The organism is Azospirillum canadense, from assembly GCF_025961225.1.
GTDB classification, from domain to species: domain Bacteria; phylum Pseudomonadota; class Alphaproteobacteria; order Azospirillales; family Azospirillaceae; genus Azospirillum; species Azospirillum canadense.
This window is the reverse complement of the sequence record NZ_JAOQNG010000001.1, coordinates 2890704-2905110: the sequence shown is the minus strand read 5'-3', so window position 1 is coordinate 2905110 and position 14407 is coordinate 2890704. Positions and strand designations below refer to the sequence as shown.

The 14407-nt window shown below is 69.1% G+C and carries 13 protein-coding genes; 4 read left to right on the top strand and 9 right to left on the bottom strand.

From position 1 onward, the window contains the following. The first annotated feature begins 67 nt into the window (after positions 1-67). Positions 68-1102 (top strand): DctP family TRAP transporter solute-binding subunit, encoded by a 1035-nt coding sequence (locus M2351_RS13830; protein WP_264656621.1) that lies wholly within the window; start codon positions 68-70, stop codon positions 1100-1102. Positions 1103-1152: 50 nt separating this feature from the next. Here M2351_RS13830 and M2351_RS13825 read toward each other — a convergent pair whose 3' ends face one another. The 4 genes from M2351_RS13825 to M2351_RS13810 all read right to left on the bottom strand — a co-directional run bounded on the left by M2351_RS13825 (position 1153) and on the right by M2351_RS13810 (position 4764). Continuing rightward, positions 1153-2094 carry a DMT family transporter gene (locus M2351_RS13825; RefSeq protein ID WP_264656620.1) on the bottom strand — a complete coding sequence of 314 codons (942 nt, stop codon included), beginning with the start codon at positions 2092-2094 and terminating at the stop codon, positions 1153-1155. A gap of 8 nt (positions 2095-2102) precedes the next feature. After that, the gene (locus M2351_RS13820; protein ID WP_264656619.1) at positions 2103-2483 is read right to left on the bottom strand and encodes a hypothetical protein; all 381 of its coding nucleotides are present in this window, start codon (positions 2481-2483) and stop codon (positions 2103-2105) included. A gap of 229 nt (positions 2484-2712) precedes the next feature. Continuing rightward, entirely contained in the window at positions 2713-4365 is a 1653-nt protein-coding gene (locus M2351_RS13815) for an alpha-D-glucose phosphate-specific phosphoglucomutase (protein ID WP_264656618.1), read from the bottom strand. A gap of 186 nt (positions 4366-4551) precedes the next feature. Next, the gene (locus M2351_RS13810) at positions 4552-4764 is read right to left on the bottom strand and encodes a hypothetical protein (RefSeq protein ID WP_264656617.1); all 213 of its coding nucleotides are present in this window, start codon (positions 4762-4764) and stop codon (positions 4552-4554) included. A 388-nt stretch (positions 4765-5152) separates the two neighbouring features. Here M2351_RS13810 and oxlT point away from each other — a divergent pair, with 388 nt between their 5' ends. Further along, positions 5153-6445, top strand: a complete 1293-nt coding sequence (gene oxlT / locus M2351_RS13805) for an oxalate/formate MFS antiporter (RefSeq protein WP_264656616.1) — start codon at positions 5153-5155, stop codon at positions 6443-6445. A 76-nt stretch (positions 6446-6521) separates the two neighbouring features. On the opposite strand, the gene M2351_RS13800 is transcribed toward oxlT, so the two are convergent. Continuing rightward, positions 6522-7574 carry a sensor domain-containing diguanylate cyclase gene (locus M2351_RS13800; RefSeq protein ID WP_264656615.1) on the bottom strand — a complete coding sequence of 351 codons (1053 nt, stop codon included), beginning with the start codon at positions 7572-7574 and terminating at the stop codon, positions 6522-6524. Between the two features lie 285 nt (positions 7575-7859). Here M2351_RS13800 and M2351_RS13795 point away from each other — a divergent pair, with 285 nt between their 5' ends. Further along, positions 7860-8516, top strand: a complete 657-nt coding sequence (locus M2351_RS13795; RefSeq protein WP_264656614.1) for an RNA polymerase sigma factor sigma-70 region 4 domain-containing protein — start codon at positions 7860-7862, stop codon at positions 8514-8516. Between the two features lie 88 nt (positions 8517-8604). Here the strand turns inward: M2351_RS13795 and M2351_RS13790 are convergent, their stop codons facing one another. From M2351_RS13790 to M2351_RS13775, 4 genes are all read right to left on the bottom strand, one after another. Continuing rightward, positions 8605-9612 (bottom strand): GlxA family transcriptional regulator, encoded by a 1008-nt coding sequence (locus M2351_RS13790; RefSeq protein WP_264656613.1) that lies wholly within the window; start codon positions 9610-9612, stop codon positions 8605-8607. A 3-nt stretch (positions 9613-9615) separates the two neighbouring features. Next, positions 9616-10833, bottom strand: coding sequence for an MFS transporter (locus M2351_RS13785; RefSeq protein ID WP_264656612.1), 1218 nt, complete (start codon positions 10831-10833; stop codon positions 9616-9618). 225 nt (positions 10834-11058) lie between these two features. Beyond that, entirely contained in the window at positions 11059-11832 is a 774-nt protein-coding gene (locus tag M2351_RS13780) for an ABC transporter permease (RefSeq protein ID WP_264656611.1), read from the bottom strand. Beyond that, the gene (locus M2351_RS13775) at positions 11832-12758 is read right to left on the bottom strand and encodes an ABC transporter ATP-binding protein (RefSeq protein ID WP_264656610.1); all 927 of its coding nucleotides are present in this window, start codon (positions 12756-12758) and stop codon (positions 11832-11834) included. Before M2351_RS13775 ends, M2351_RS13780 begins: the two co-directional genes overlap by 1 nt. A gap of 224 nt (positions 12759-12982) precedes the next feature. Between M2351_RS13775 and M2351_RS13770 the strand changes: the two genes are divergently transcribed. Then, the gene (locus M2351_RS13770; protein WP_264656609.1) at positions 12983-14332 is read left to right on the top strand and encodes a (Fe-S)-binding protein; all 1350 of its coding nucleotides are present in this window, start codon (positions 12983-12985) and stop codon (positions 14330-14332) included. Positions 14333-14407: the final 75 nt, after the last annotated feature.

Sequence of the window (14407 nt, the reverse complement as noted above, 5' to 3'; positions counted from 1 at the left end):
CACTCGTGCGTGTCTCTGTACGATCCCGCTCCCGATCTTTCGTTTCGGGCATTCGGGAGGAAACAAGATGAAGTCTCTGAGGGCTCTGCTCGCCGGCTTGGCGCTGGCCGCCATGGCGCTGCCGGCAACCTTTGATTCGGGGGCGGCCGCGGATTACAAGGCGGAATACAAGCTGTCCACCGTGCTGGGCAAGCCGTTCCCCTGGGGCATCGGTGGCGACCGCTGGGCGGAGCTGGTCAAGGAGAAGACCAACGGGCGCATCAATGTGAAGATGTACCCGGGCTCGTCGCTGGTGAACGGCGACCAGACCAAGGAATTCACCGCGCTCCGCCAGGGCGTGATCGACATGGCCGTGGGGTCGACCATCAACTGGTCGCCGCAGGTGAAGGAGCTGAACCTCTTCTCGCTGCCCTTCCTGATGCCCGACCACAAGGCCATGGACGCGCTGACGCAGGGGGCGGTCGGCAAGCAGCTGTTCGACCTGCTGGGCACCAAGGACGTGGTGCCGCTGGCTTGGGGCGAGAACGGCTTCCGCGAGATCTCCAACTCCAAGCGCGCGATCAGCAAGCCGGAGGACCTGAAGGGCCTGAAGATCCGCGTCGTCGGCTCGCCGCTCTACCTCGACACCTTCACCGCGCTGGGCGCCAACCCGACGCAGATGAGCTGGGCCGACGCGCAGCCGGCGCTGTCCACGGGCGCCGTGGACGGACAGGAAAACCCGCTGGCCGTCTTCGTCGCCGGCAAGCTGCCGACGCTCGGCCAGAAGCACCTGACGCTGTGGGGCTACGTCGCCGACCCGCTGATCTTCGTGGTCAACAAGGAGGTCTGGGCCAGCTGGTCCAAGGAGGACCAGGAGGCCGTGCGCGCCGCCGCCGTCCAGGCCGCGACCGAGGAGATCGCCATCTCCCGCAAGGGCATCACCGCCGGCGACGACAGCCTGCTGAAGGACATCGCCACCCAGGGCGTGGAGGTCGTGCAGCTGACCCCCGACCAGCAGAAGGCCTTCCAGGGCGCGACCAAGGCCGTTTACGAGAAGTGGGCCAAGCAGATCGGCCCGGATCTCGTGAAGTCCGCCGAAACCTCGATCGCCGCGCGGAAGTAAGGACGTCGGGTTGCGCTCCACCTGGGTGGAGCGCAACCCGACAGCACGACTCACCCCCGCCTGCGGGTCGCCAGCAGGATGCCGGCGGCGATCAGCGCGATGCCGACGGCGTGGTAGAGGTGCGGCTGCTCGCCGAGGAACAGGATGGCGAGCAAGCTGCCGAACACCGGGATCAGGTGGATGGCCAGCCCCGCCGTGTTGGCGCCGACGAGCGCGACCGAGCGGTTGAAGCACAGGTAGGCCAGGATCGACGGGAACAGCGCCACATAGGCGACCGCCCCCAGCGCCGTGGGGGTGAGCGGCATCGGCCGCACGGCCAGCGATTCCCACAGGTAGGCGGGCAGGAGCATCAGCATCCCGACCCCGAAGGTCGCGGCGACGAAGCTGAGCGGGTGGACCGCCGGCCGTCGGCGCAGCAGGGCGGTGTAGGTGCCGTAGCCCAGCACTCCGGCGAAGACCCACAGGTCGCCCGTGTTCAGCTGCAGCCCGAGCAGCACCGCCGGGTCGCCGCGCGCGATCAGGGTGCAGGCGCCGGCCAGCGACACCGCCACGCCCAGGCCCTGCCGCGGCGACACCCGGTCGCCGAACAGCGCTAGGCTTATCAGCACGATCAGCACCGGCATCGTGGACTGGATCATCACGGAGTTGAGCGCCGTGGTGCTGTTCAGCCCGATGTAGAGGAAGGTGTTGAACACCGTGATGCCCATCAGGGACAGCAGGGCGACGATCTTCCAGTGGGTCGCCAGCGTGCGCGCGTCCTGGCGCAGGTGCCGCCAGGCGAAGGGCAGCACCAGCAGCGCCCCCAATGCCCAGCGCCAGAAGGCGAGCCCGATCGGCGGCACCGCGCCCGCCACCGCGCGGCCCAGGACGGCGTTGCTCGCCCAGAACAGGGGCGGCAGCATCATAAGGAACCACGCCTGGTCGACCAGGCGGCGCCCCGTTGCCGGGGCGCCAGAGGGAGGGCCAGAGGGGGCGGCCGAGTCGTCGCCCATGGACGCACTCACCCGCGGCGGCGCGGCGACGCGAAGGGCGACCGGGCACCCTCGCCGCGGCCTTCGCCACGGCCCTCTCCACGCCCTTCTCCACGGGGGCCCTCGGCGCGGATGCCGTCGCGGCGCGGCCCATCGCCGCGGCCCTCGCCACGGGGACCGCGCGGGCCATCACCCCGACCTTCACGGCCTTCGCGGGGCGGCTTGGGGGGCTGGCGAAGCTCCGCGTCCAGCTCGGCGATGCGCTTGACCAGCGCCTCGCGGATCGCCGGGGCGGCGTGCGACTTCAAGGTGGCGAGCTGCTCCTTCAACTGCTGGAGCTGGAGCTGCTTCTGCTCCCGCGTGCGCTTGATGGCGACGTTGTCGGAATGCTGGCCGTCAAAGGCGCGCATGGAATGGGTCCTCGTTCAGAGATTCATCAGACAATGCAACACCCGCCGCGGCGGCCTGTCGGCGCCCGGTCGGGGAAGGCCGGATTATTGAAAACGCACCTCCCGCAAAGCAAGCCGGGAGTTTGCTCCGCCTGTGCGATAAAGCGGTTGACGGGCGGCCCGCCCAGGCCTTGGGAGCGGGCCGCGCCTGTCCTTACTTACGTGGCCCAGCCTTTACGTGGCCCAGCCTTTACGTGGCGACATCCGGCTTGGTGCGGCCGGTGTGGCGCTCGATGCCGGCGAGGTCGGCGGCCAGGGATGCCAGATCCTTCAGCGCGTCCGCAGCGTCCAGGCCGTGCGCGCCGCCGACCGGCTCGTACCGCTCGAAATAGACGCGGAGCGTGGCGCCCGACGTGCCGGTACCGGACAGGCGGTAGACGATGCGGGCGCCGTCCTCGAACGACACGCGCAGGCCCTGCCGGTCCGACCGGCTGCCGTCCACCGGGTCGGTGTAGGAGAACTCGTCAGCCTCCGCCACCTTGCGGCCGCCCACCGCGGTGCCGGCCAGCGACGGCAGTGTGCCGCGCAGCTCCGCGATCAGGACGTCGGCGGCCTCCTGCGGGATCGCCTCGTAGTCGTGGCGGCCGTAGTAGGTGCGCCCGAAGGTGCCCCAATGCTCGTCCATCAGCTCGGCGACCGACAGCCGGCGGGCGGCCAGGATGTTCAGCCACATCAGCACGGCCCAGAGGCCGTCCTTCTCGCGGACGTGGTCGGAGCCGGTGCCGAAGCTCTCCTCGCCGCACAGGTTGATCTTCCCGGCGTCCAGCAGCGTGCCGAAGAACTTCCAGCCCGTCGGCGTCTCATAACAGGGAATGCCCAGCTGGGCGGCGACGCGGTCGGTCGCCCGGCTGGTCGGCATGGACCGCGCCACGCCCGTCAGCCCGCCCTTGAAGGCCGGAACATGGTGCGCGTTGGCGGCCAGCACGGCGAGGCTGTCGCTGGGCGACACGAAGACGTTGCGGCCGAGGATCATGTTGCGATCGCCGTCGCCGTCCGATGCGGCGCCGAAGTCCGGCGCGTCGGCGCCGAACAGGCGCGCAACCAGCTCCTCCGCGTGGGCGAGGTTCGGGTCGGGGTGGTGGCCGCCGAAATCCTCCAGCGGCGTGCCGTTGATCACGGTGCCGGGGGTCGCGCCGAGGCGGTGCTCCAGGATCTCGATGGCGTAGGGGCCGGTGACCGCGTGCATGGCGTCGAACACCATGCGGAAACCCGACGCAAACAGCGCGCGGATCGCCGCCATGTCGAACAGCGACTCCATCAGCTCCGCATAGTCGGCGACCGGGTCGATCACCTCCACCGCCATGCCGTCGAGAGTCGTCTCGCCCAGCCGGTCGAGGTCGAGGTCGGCCGTCTCCACCGTCTTGTAGGCGTCGATGACCTTGGAGCGGGCGAAGAAGGCGTCGGTCAGCGATTCCGGAGCCGGCCCGCCGTTGGCGGCGTTGAACTTCACGCCGAAGTCGCCGTCCGGGCCGCCGGGGTTGTGGCTGGCCGACAGAATGACGCCGCCGATGGCGCCACGCTTGCGGATGACGCAGGAGGCGGCCGGCGTGGACAGGATGCCGCCGCGGCCGACGACGACGCGCCCGACCCCGTTGGCGGCGGCCATGCGCAGGATGGTCTGAACGGCGGTGCGGTTGTGATACCGCCCGTCGCCGCCGACAACCAGCGTGGCGCCGGCCAGCCCGTCCACGCAGTCGAAGATGGACTGGACGAAATTCTCAAGGTAGCGCGGCTGTTCGAAGGTCTTCACGGCCTTGCGCAACCCCGAGGTGCCGGGCTTCTGGCCGTCGAAGGGGGTGGTCGGACGAGTGACGGAAACCACGGTTGGTCCTTTCGTGATCATACATGCCGCAAGCTGTGTCGCCTGGGGCCGTGCGCCGCGGCACGGCGGCAGAGCACCACAGGCGGCGCCACAGGCGGCACGATGCAAGGCTTTGCCGTTCCGATCAACAGCGCAAAGCCGCCGCCGGCCTCATCCGTCCGCGCCGTCACGCCGCGGACGGAGGAAACGCATTGAAACTGTGGGCGCTCAGAAACCGCGGGGGAAGTCGGCCCAGGCGAGCGGGGTGTCCAGCGACTCCTCCTCCGGGCGTTCCCCGCCGGTGCGGGCCATCGACGCTTGGGTGGGCGCCTGGACGAAACGGAGCGGGGCGGCGGTGCTGGCGATCCGGGGGGCGGGGCCGGCGAAGGCCGGGGCGAAAACGGCGTTGCCGAACAGGGCGCGGGCGATGGCGTTGAGCATGGGGGGTCTCCGCTTCGGGATGTTTGTGGGGGTGATCGGGCGGGTTTTTTTGGTGTTGATTGTTGGGCGGGTTGCTTGAGGCCAATATGCTCCCGTTCCCGCTTTCCGGCAATGTATCTGGTATACAAGATACCGCATTACAGATACGCTTATGGTGCATGTCGGTTTTGGGCGACCGTTGCCCGGCGCCCGACCCCTTCCTCGGAAATTTGCAAGTGAGATTGTTGTGGATTTCCACTGTGTGAAAACCGAACAGCTTTGCTTATTGCGTATTTGGAATACCAAATCCCGGATGCCACGATAGACCCCAGAAAACCCCCCGCGGGTCGGGGCCGGACCGCCGGCCGATCGACCGCGCCGGAGTTCCGCACGCAACGGGATTGAGGAAATGGCCTCGAGCAGCAACAGCACCGAATCCCTGGTGAACAACAAGTGGATCCAGCTTTCCGTCGGACTGCTCTGCATGGCGATGATCGCCAACCTGCAGTACGGATGGACGCTGTTCGTCGACCCCATCGACGCCAAGCACGGCTGGGGCCGCGCGGCGATCCAGATCGCCTTTTCGATTTTCGTCTTCACTGAAACCTGGCTGGTCCCGGTCGAGGGCTGGTTCGTCGACCGCTACGGCCCGCAGATCGTCGTGATGGTCGGCAGCGTCCTGGTCGGCCTCTCCTGGGTGATCGACAGCTACGCCGACAGCCTGCCGATGATTTATCTGGGTGCGGTGGTCGCTGGCGTCGGCGCCGGCGCGGTCTATGGCACCTGCGTCGGCAACGCGCTGAAGTGGTTCCCGACCCAGCGCGGCCTCGCGGCCGGCATCACCGCCGCCGGCTTCGGCGCCGGTGCCGCCGCGACGATCATCCCCATCGCCAACATGATCCAGTCGCAGGGCTACGAGCAGGCCTTCCTGTTCTTCGGCGTCGCCCAGGGGCTGGTCATCTTCGTCCTGTCCTGGTTCCTGCGGAAGGCGCCGAAGACCCAGGCGGCGGCCAAGGTCAGCCGGCTGGCCCAGACCAAGGTCGATTTCGCCCCGGGCAAGGTCATCCGCACGCCGGTCTTCTGGCTGCTGTACATCATGTTCGTCATGGTGGCCTCCGGCGGCCTGATGGCCGCGGCGCAGATCGCGCCGATCGCCCACGACTTCCACGTCGCCGACGTGCCGGTGAACCTGCTGGGCCTCGTGCTGCCGGCGCTGACGCTGGCCATCTCGTTGGACCGCGTCCTCGACGGCCTCGGCCGTCCGTTCTTCGGCTGGGTGTCGGACAACATCGGCCGCGAGAACACCATGTTCATCGCCTTCGGCACCGCGGCCATCGCCATCGTGCTGGTGACGCAGCTCGGCCGCAACCCGCTGCTGTTCGTGCTGTTCACCGCGCTGTTCTTCTGCGTGTTCGGCGAGATCTACAGCCTGTTCCCGGCCACCGCGGGCGACACCTTCGGGTCGAAGTTCGCGGCGACCAACGCCGGCATGCTGTACACCGCGAAGGGCACCGCGGCCCTTATGGTCCCGCTCAGCAGCATCATCGCGAGCCACTTCGGCTGGCACGCCGTATTCTACATCGCCGCGTCCTTCAACGCGGTGGCGGCGATCCTGGCCCTGTTCGTTCTGAAGCCGCTGCGCGCGTCCTTCCTGCAGCAGGGCGAGACGACGGACGCCGTGCTGGACGGCAGCACCGCCTGACGGTCTTCTCCCCGCGCTGACAATGCGAAGCCCCCTCCGGCAACGGAGGGGGCTTTTTCGTTCGGAGCGGACGCGGCTACGCGTGATTGGTGCGGCGGCCCTGGCGCCCGCGCTTGGTTGCGTACATCGATTGGTCGGCCCGTTCGATGAGGGTGTCCATCTCTTCCCCGTCCTCCGGGAAGACGGCCACGCCGATGCTGGCGTCGAGCGGCAGGGACCGGTCCTCGAAGGCGAAGGGACGGCGGATTTCCGCGGCGATTCGCTCCGCGCTGGCCGCGGCGCAGTTGCGGTCCTCGACGCCGAACAGGATGACGCCGAACTCATCGCCGCCCAGCCGGGCCGCCACGTCGGACTTGCGCAGCGCGTCGCGGATGCGCGCGGCGGTCTCCCGGATCGCGGCGTCGCCGGCCCGGTGGCCGTATTGGTCGTTGATCGTCTTCAGCCCGTCCATGTCGAGGTTGAGGACGCCGAACTGCGACGACTGCCGAACGGCGAGCGCGAGGCTCTGGCGCAGGCGGTCGTAGAACAGCGCCCGGTTGGCGAGCCCGGTCAGCGCGTCGTGGGTGGCGCGGTGGTAAAGCTCGCTGGTCTCGTGCTGGACGGCGTGGAACATGGCCGCCGCGATCAGGTCGCGCATCAGCGTCAGCACCAGGATGTTCTGGTCGTCGAAGGCGCAGGGTTCGGGCGAGGCGATCTTCAGGACGCCGACGGTCGTGCCGTTGTGGGTGAGCGGGGCGACCACCATCGAGCGCAGCCCGACCCGGCGGCAGGCCTCGCGGTCTACGCGCTCGTCGTATTCCGAATCGTCGCAGCGCAGGATGCGGCCCCGCTCGACGCACAGGCCGGACAGGCTGCCCGACCGCTTCAGCCGCAGCCCGAGCTGCGCTTCGGCCATGCCGGACGCCGCCCGGTAGACCATCTCGTCGCCCTCGGCCAGCTCGACCATCGCGCCGCTGGCGCCGGTCAGCGCCTGCACCCGCTCCGTGACGAAGTGGATGACCCCGCCCAGGTCCAGCCCGAACTTCGCGATGGCCGTCTGCGCCTGGATGACCTCCAGGAGAAGGGCCGGGTCGAGAGCCCGGATGTCGGGAGATTGGTTGTCGGGAGTTTGGCTGGCGGTGCTGTCCATCGGCTCTGCGTCCCGACGTCGTTGGGCGGTTTGGCTGAACGGGGAGCGGTGCAGGGCGGATCCGTGCGCCACGTCGGATTGGAGAGTCACGAAACTTTCGGCCGATGTCAAATGGCCGGGCCGGCGGGGGTCGTACGCGATGAACGCAAACGGTTGGCTGCGGCGCTGTGCCGCAGGATGCCGCAGGATTTGGGCGGCCAGACCTCCGCATCCTTTCAATCGGGGTGCGCGGGTCTCATATTGTCGGGCGGGCGGCTCTGTCGGGAATGGGGGCGGGAGGATCGCGTGACGACCTTGAAGGAATTCGAGGAGGCCCTGAAGGCCGCGAACAACACCGAGGCGCTGGAGATCCTGGACAAGCTCCGGGACCGCGACCGCGCCAACCGGACGGTCCGGCCGGCGCGGCGGCTGACCGGGCGGAAGATGACGCCGGAACTGGCGGCGGAGATCCTGCACCTGCACCACACCACGGACATGACCCAGCAGGAGATCGCCTTCCAGTTGGGCGTGAACCAGGGGCGCGTGAACGAGGTCATCAAGCGCGGCAAGTGGCTGGACGGCGACCCGAACGCGCCGGAGGCCGTCGCCCGCGACCAGGCGAAGGAGCGCGCCAAGGAGGGCATCGGCTTCGCGCCCCGCCCGCCGCGGAAGAAGAAGGCCGCCAAGCCGAAGGCCGAGCCTGAGGCCGTGGCGCCGGAGGCTGCGGCGCCCGAACTCGTGCCTGCTGAGCCCGCGCCTGTTGAGCCTGTGCCTGTTGAGCCCATGGCTGCGCCGCCGGAGGAGCCCGCCGCACCGCCGCCCGAAGCGGCCGGCGCCGCTCTGCCCGACCTGCTTCCACCGGACCCGCCGGCAACCCCGAAGAAGCCGGCGAAGCCGAAAGCGGCCAAGGAAAAGCCCGCTGCGAAGGACGGGCCGGGGCAGCTTCTGTTCGACGGGATTTGATCGAAAGAAGAGTAACCACAGAGACACGGAGACACAGAAGGTTATTTTTCTCTGTGTCTCCGTGTCTCTGTGGTGAAAACCCCTCTCCTTATGCCAACTCCGCGTGCAGCGAGAAGCGCGCGCGGTAGTCGACCGGGTTGATCCCGTACTGTTTCTGGAAGACACGGCGCAGCGTCTGCTCGTCGCCGAAGCCGGTGTCGGCGGCGATGCGCTTCAACGGCGCGCCGGTGCGCTCCAGCGCGTTGCAGGCCGCCTCCAGCCGCATGGCCTGCACGGTCTTGGCCGGCGTGCGCCCGACCTTGGCGACGTAGAGGCGGGCGAAGGTGCGCGGCGACATGCCGGCCTGCTCGGCCAGCCGCTCGATGCGCAGGTCCTCGTGCAGGTGCGCGGCGATCCAGGCGTGCAGGTCGCGGAAGGCGCCGTCACTCCGGCATTGGGCCGACAGCGGCACGCTGAACTGCGACTGGCCGCCCGGCCGCTTCATGAACATCACCAGCTGCCGGGCCGTGGCGATGGCCAGCGCGTGACCGAGGTCGGCCTCCACCAGCGCCAGCGCGAGGTCGATGCCGGCGGTGACGCCGGCCGAGGTCCAGACCGGGCCGTCCTTGATGAAGATCGGGTCGGGGTCGACCGTCACGGCGGGGTGGCGGGCGCTCAGCCGGTCGGCCCAGTCCCAGTGGGTCGTCGCCCGCCGCCCGTCCAGCAGCCCGGCGTCGGCGAGCAGGAAGGCGCCGGTGCAGACGGAGCAGGGGCGCCGCACCTCCGGCCCGCGCCGGCGCAGCCAGGCCACCAGCTCCGGCTCCTCCATCGGCTGGCCGTTCCGGCTGCCGCCGGGCACCAGCAGCGTGTCGACCGGCTGGCCGTCCAGCGACTCCAGCGGCTCCGTCAGGATGGGCAGGCCGGGGCCGGTCGTCACCCCGCCACCGGCGACGGAGACCGTGCGGAGTTCGTAGGGCGGGGGCAGCCCCGCCTCCCGCGCCAGCCGCCCGGCGGTCTGGAAGGTCTGCAACGGCCCGCTGACGTCGATCAGGTTCACCCCGTCGTAGGCCAGCATCGCCACCAGTTTTTGGGCAACCAGCTTGGGTTTCGACATCATGCCTTACGCTCGCTCCAGGACGGCGGCCCCACGCCGCTGCGCCGCCACCCACCACAGGGTCATCACGGCGGCCAGTGCCAGCAGCGGCAGGACCGCCACGTTCAGTCCCGCCCAACCATAGCGCTCCAGCAGCGGCCCTGCCACGAGCGACGCCATGGCGGTGACCACAAAGCGGGCCAACTCGGCGAGGCCCTGGACCTTGGCGCGCTCCGCCGGGCGGTAGGACTGGGCGAGCAGGGTGGTGCCGCCGACGAACATGAAGTTCCAGCCCACCCCCAGGCAGAACAGGGCGAGGTAGAAGGCCGTCAGGCCGGTTGAGGCCATCGCCACGGCAACGCAGACCGCGTTCAACACCATGCCGGCGAACAGCATCGGCCCCAGCCCGACGCGCTGGATCAGCGCCCCGGCGACGAGCGACGGCGCGTACATGCCGACCATGTGCCACTGGATGATGCCGGCCCCGTCATCGATGCTGTGGTGGTGCCCGACCGCGGCGAGCGGGGCGGCGGTCATCACCAGCATCATCACCGCCGACCCGATCACGTTGTTGGCGACGGAGGCCGCGAAGATCGGCTGCCGGGCGACCTCGGCGAAGGGCCGTGGCGGCTCATGCGCCTGCGAGCCCGCCGCCGCGGCGGTCTGGTGGTCGCGGTAGAATCCAAGCAGCAGCGCCAGCGACAGCAGGCCGAGCAGGCAGACCATCAGGTAGGCGCCGGCGAACAGCGCCGTGGGGAACAGGTCCTTGCTCCAGGCCGCCAGCAGCGGGCCGAGCACCGCCGCGACGACTCCGCCGGCCAGCACGCGAGACACCGCACGCCCCTTCTCGTCCGGCCCGACCGCGTCGGCGGCGGCCAGCCGGTAATACATGGCGAAGGCCTGGAACACCCCGACCGCCGCCGTGCCCAGGCAGAAGACCCAGAAGTTCGCGTGCATCACCGCCCAGACCGACACCGCCCCGCCGCAGGCCCCGGCCAGCGCGCCGAGCGCGAAGCCCAGCCGCCGCCCCAGCCGCTGCAACAGGAAGGACGCCGACAGCGTGACAACGGCGCCGGCCACGGTGATCAGCGCGAAGGGCAGGGTGGCCAGCGCCTTGTCCGGGGCCAGCTGGTAGCCGGTCAGCCCGGTCAGCGTCAGGTCGATGGAAATGGCGGCGGTGTACAGCCCCTGGCACAGGGCAAGCACCCAGGCATCGCGGCGGCCGGGGGACAGGGTGGGGAGCATGCGGGGACCTCCATGCGACCGGGATGAGAAGCGGTCGGGAGATCGTCGGTCAGGCAAGGGTTGGCGGCAATGACAAGCGACCGTCAATTCCTGCCATCAATTCCTGCCAGAGGGCAGAGCCGAATCGTAGGTTGGGTGGAGCCGCAGGCGCAACCCAACACCCCTATCACGGCGACGATGTTGGGTTTCGCTGGCGCTCCACCCAACCTACGATTCAAGCAACCATCAATTCTTCAGCTTGTACCCCGTGCGGAAAATCCACCAGACCACGCCCAGGCAGATCACCAGGAACAGCGCGGTCATGGCGAGGCTCAGGGCCACGGGGACGTCGGCCGTGCCGTAGAAGCTCCAGCGGAAGCCGCTGACCAGATAGACCACCGGGTTGAACAGCGTCACCTTCTGCCAGAAGGGCGGCAGCATGCTGATCGAGTAGAAGCTGCCGCCCAGGAAGGCCAGCGGCGTCACGATCAGCAGCGGCACGATCTGCAGCTTCTCCCAGCCGTCCGCCCAGATGCCGAGGATGAAGCCCAGCAGGCTGAAGGTGACGGAGGTCAGCACCAGGAAGGCGACCATCCAGAAGGGGTGGGCGATGGAGAAGTCCACGAACAGCCGCGCCGTCAGCAGGATCAGCGTGCCGAGGATGATCGACTTGGTCGCCGCCGCCCCGACATAGCCGATGACCGTCTCGAAGGCGGAGATGGGCGCCGACAGCACCTCGTAGATCGTGCCGGAATAGCGCGGCATGTAGATGCCGAAGGAGGCGTTCGACACGCTTTCCGTCAGCACCGACATCATGACCAGCCCCGGCACCAGGAAGGCGCCGTAGCTGACGCCCTCCACCGCCGTGAAGCGCGACCCGATCGCCGCCCCGAACACGATGAAGTAGAGCGAGGTGGAGATCACCGGGCCGGCGATGCTCTGGAACAGCGTGCGCCAGGTGCGGGCCAGTTCGAACAGATAGATCGCCTTGATGGCGTGAAGATTGATCGCGGCGGTCATCACGCGCGCTCCCTGACCAGGCTGACGAAGATCTCCTCCAGGGAGCTTTCCTCGGTGCGCAGGTTGGTGAAATCGATTCCGTGGTCGCCGAGCCGGCGCAGCAGGGTCGCGATGCCCGTGTGCTCGTGCTGGCTGTCGAAGCGGTAGACCAACTTCCGCCCGTCCTCCGACAGGGTCAGGGGATAGCTGGACAGCTCCGCCGGGATGGCGGGCAAGGGGCTTTGCAGCTGAAGCGTCAGCTGGCGCTGGCCCAGCTGCTCCATCAGCGCGGCCTTCTTCTCCACCAGGATGATGCGGCCGCCGGAGATGACGCCGACGGTGTCGGCCATCTCCTCCGCCTCCTCGATGTAGTGGGTGGTCAGGATGATGGTCACGCCGCTCTCGCGCAGGCGGCCGATCATCTCCCACATGCCGCGGCGCAGCTCCACGTCCACGCCGGCCGTCGGCTCGTCCAGGAACAGGATGCGCGGTTCGTGCGACAGGGCCTTGGCGATCATGACGCGGCGCTTCATGCCGCCGGACAGCGCTATGACCTTGCTGTCCTTCTTCTCCCACAGCGACAGGTCGCGCAGGATCCGCTCGATCAGGGCCGGGTTCGGCGGCTTGCCGAACAGGCCGCGGCTGAAGCTGACGGTGGCCCAGACGCTCTCGAACGCCTCGGTGGTCAGCTCCTGCGGGACCAGCCCGATCAGGGAGCGCGCGGCGCGCCAGTCCGTCACGATGTCGTGGCCGTCCACCGTCACCGTGCCGGCGCTGGCCCGCACGATGCCGCAGACGATGCTGATCATCGTCGTCTTGCCCGCCCCGTTGGGACCGAGCAGGGCGAAGATCTCGCCCCGGCGGATGTCGAGGTCGATGCCCTTCAGGGCCTGGAATCCCGAGGCGTAGGTTTTCTCCAGCCCCCGGACCTGGATGATCGGCTGCATGTGCCCTCTCGGCTCTTGGTCCCCCGTTGTGCCCGCTTGTGGGTGGCCGGGGCACCCCGTCTTCGTGCGTGGCCGCCACCATAGCGGCCGGCGGGCTTCGGCGGAATCCGAACATCCGGCCGATCCGAACGTCCCTGCCTTGTCGGTTTTGCGACGCGCAGTCCTTGAAATCCCCGCGGAATCCTCCTGGCTTGGACCTTGCATCGGCGCCGGCGGAGGTCGCCATGAAGACGCATCTGGACTGGTCCGCCTACGACACCTACGGCATGGGGGACGCCTTTTCCGGCGTTCCCATCAGCGGCGGCAACTACGCCAAGGCCGTGGCCGTCTGCATGCACAACCGCCAGTGCCAGCGCAGCACCGGCAAGGGCGTGATGTGCCCCAGCTTCCGCATCACCGGCGACCCGGCCCATTCGACGGAGGCGCGGGTGGCCGCCTTCAAGGCCGCGCTGAACGGAGAGCTGGGGGAGAACCCCTTTGCCGGGGCGGAGCTGGCGGCGGTGATGGACCTCTGCGTGTCTTGCAAGGGCTGCAAGAAGGAATGCCCCAGCGCCGTGGACATGACGCTGATCAAGACGGAGTTCCTGGCCCAGCGCAACGACGCGCTGGGCGTGCCGCGGCGCGCCCGGCTGTTCGGCAACCTGCCAGCCTGGGTCGGCCACCACCGCCGCGCCGTGCGCGGGATCGTGCGGCTGCGCAACCGCTCCCGCCTGCTGGCTCGCATCGCGGAGCGGCTGCTGGGCATCGCCGCGGATCGGCCGATGCCGCCGCCGGCCGGCACGCCCTTCGCCGAGTCGAAGACCGCCCCCGCGGAAGCCCCGCGCGGCGAGGTCCTGCTCTTCGTCGACACCTTCAGCCACCATTTCGAGCCGGAGGTCGCGGAGGCCGCCACCGCCGTGTTGAGTGCGGCCGGCTACGGCGTGCGGGCTCTGCGCCCCGCTGCGGACGATGCGGAGCTGGACCGGCCGCTCTGCTGCGGGCGCACCTACCTGTCCACCGGCCAGGTGGAGCGTGCCCGGCGCGAGGCCAAGCGCGTCATGGCGGCGTTGCGCCCGGCCATCGCCGCCGGCACGCCCATCGTGGGTCTGGAGCCGTCCTGCCTGATGGCCCTGCGCGACGAGTTCTACTCGCTGGGGCTGGGGGCGGAGGTCGGGCAGGTCGGCAAGCAGGCCTTCCTGTTCGAAGAGTTCCTGGTGCGCGAGGCGGCGCGCGGCATGACCCTGCCGCTGAAGCCGCTGAACCGCCCGAAGGCGCTGCTGCACGGCCACTGCCATCAGAAGGCCATCGGCGCCATGAAGTCGGTGCGCAAGGTCCTGTCCTGGATCCCCGGCTTCGAGTTCGACCTGATCGACGCCACCTGCTGCGGCATGGCTGGCAGCTTCGGCTTGGAGGCGGAGCATTACGAGGCGTCGAAGGCGATGGCCGAGCTGTCGCTGCTGCCGACGATCCGCGCCGCCGCCCCGGACGCCCCGATCATCGCCGACGGCTTCTCCTGCCGCCACCAGATCCAGGACGGCAGCGGCCGGGCCGCGACGCACGTCGCGGTGCTGCTGCGGGACGCGCTGGACGTCTGAAAAGAAATGTCACCACCAAGACACCAAGAATCCTCGCGCACAGCATGTCGTGGACTCTCGGTGTCTTGGTGCCTT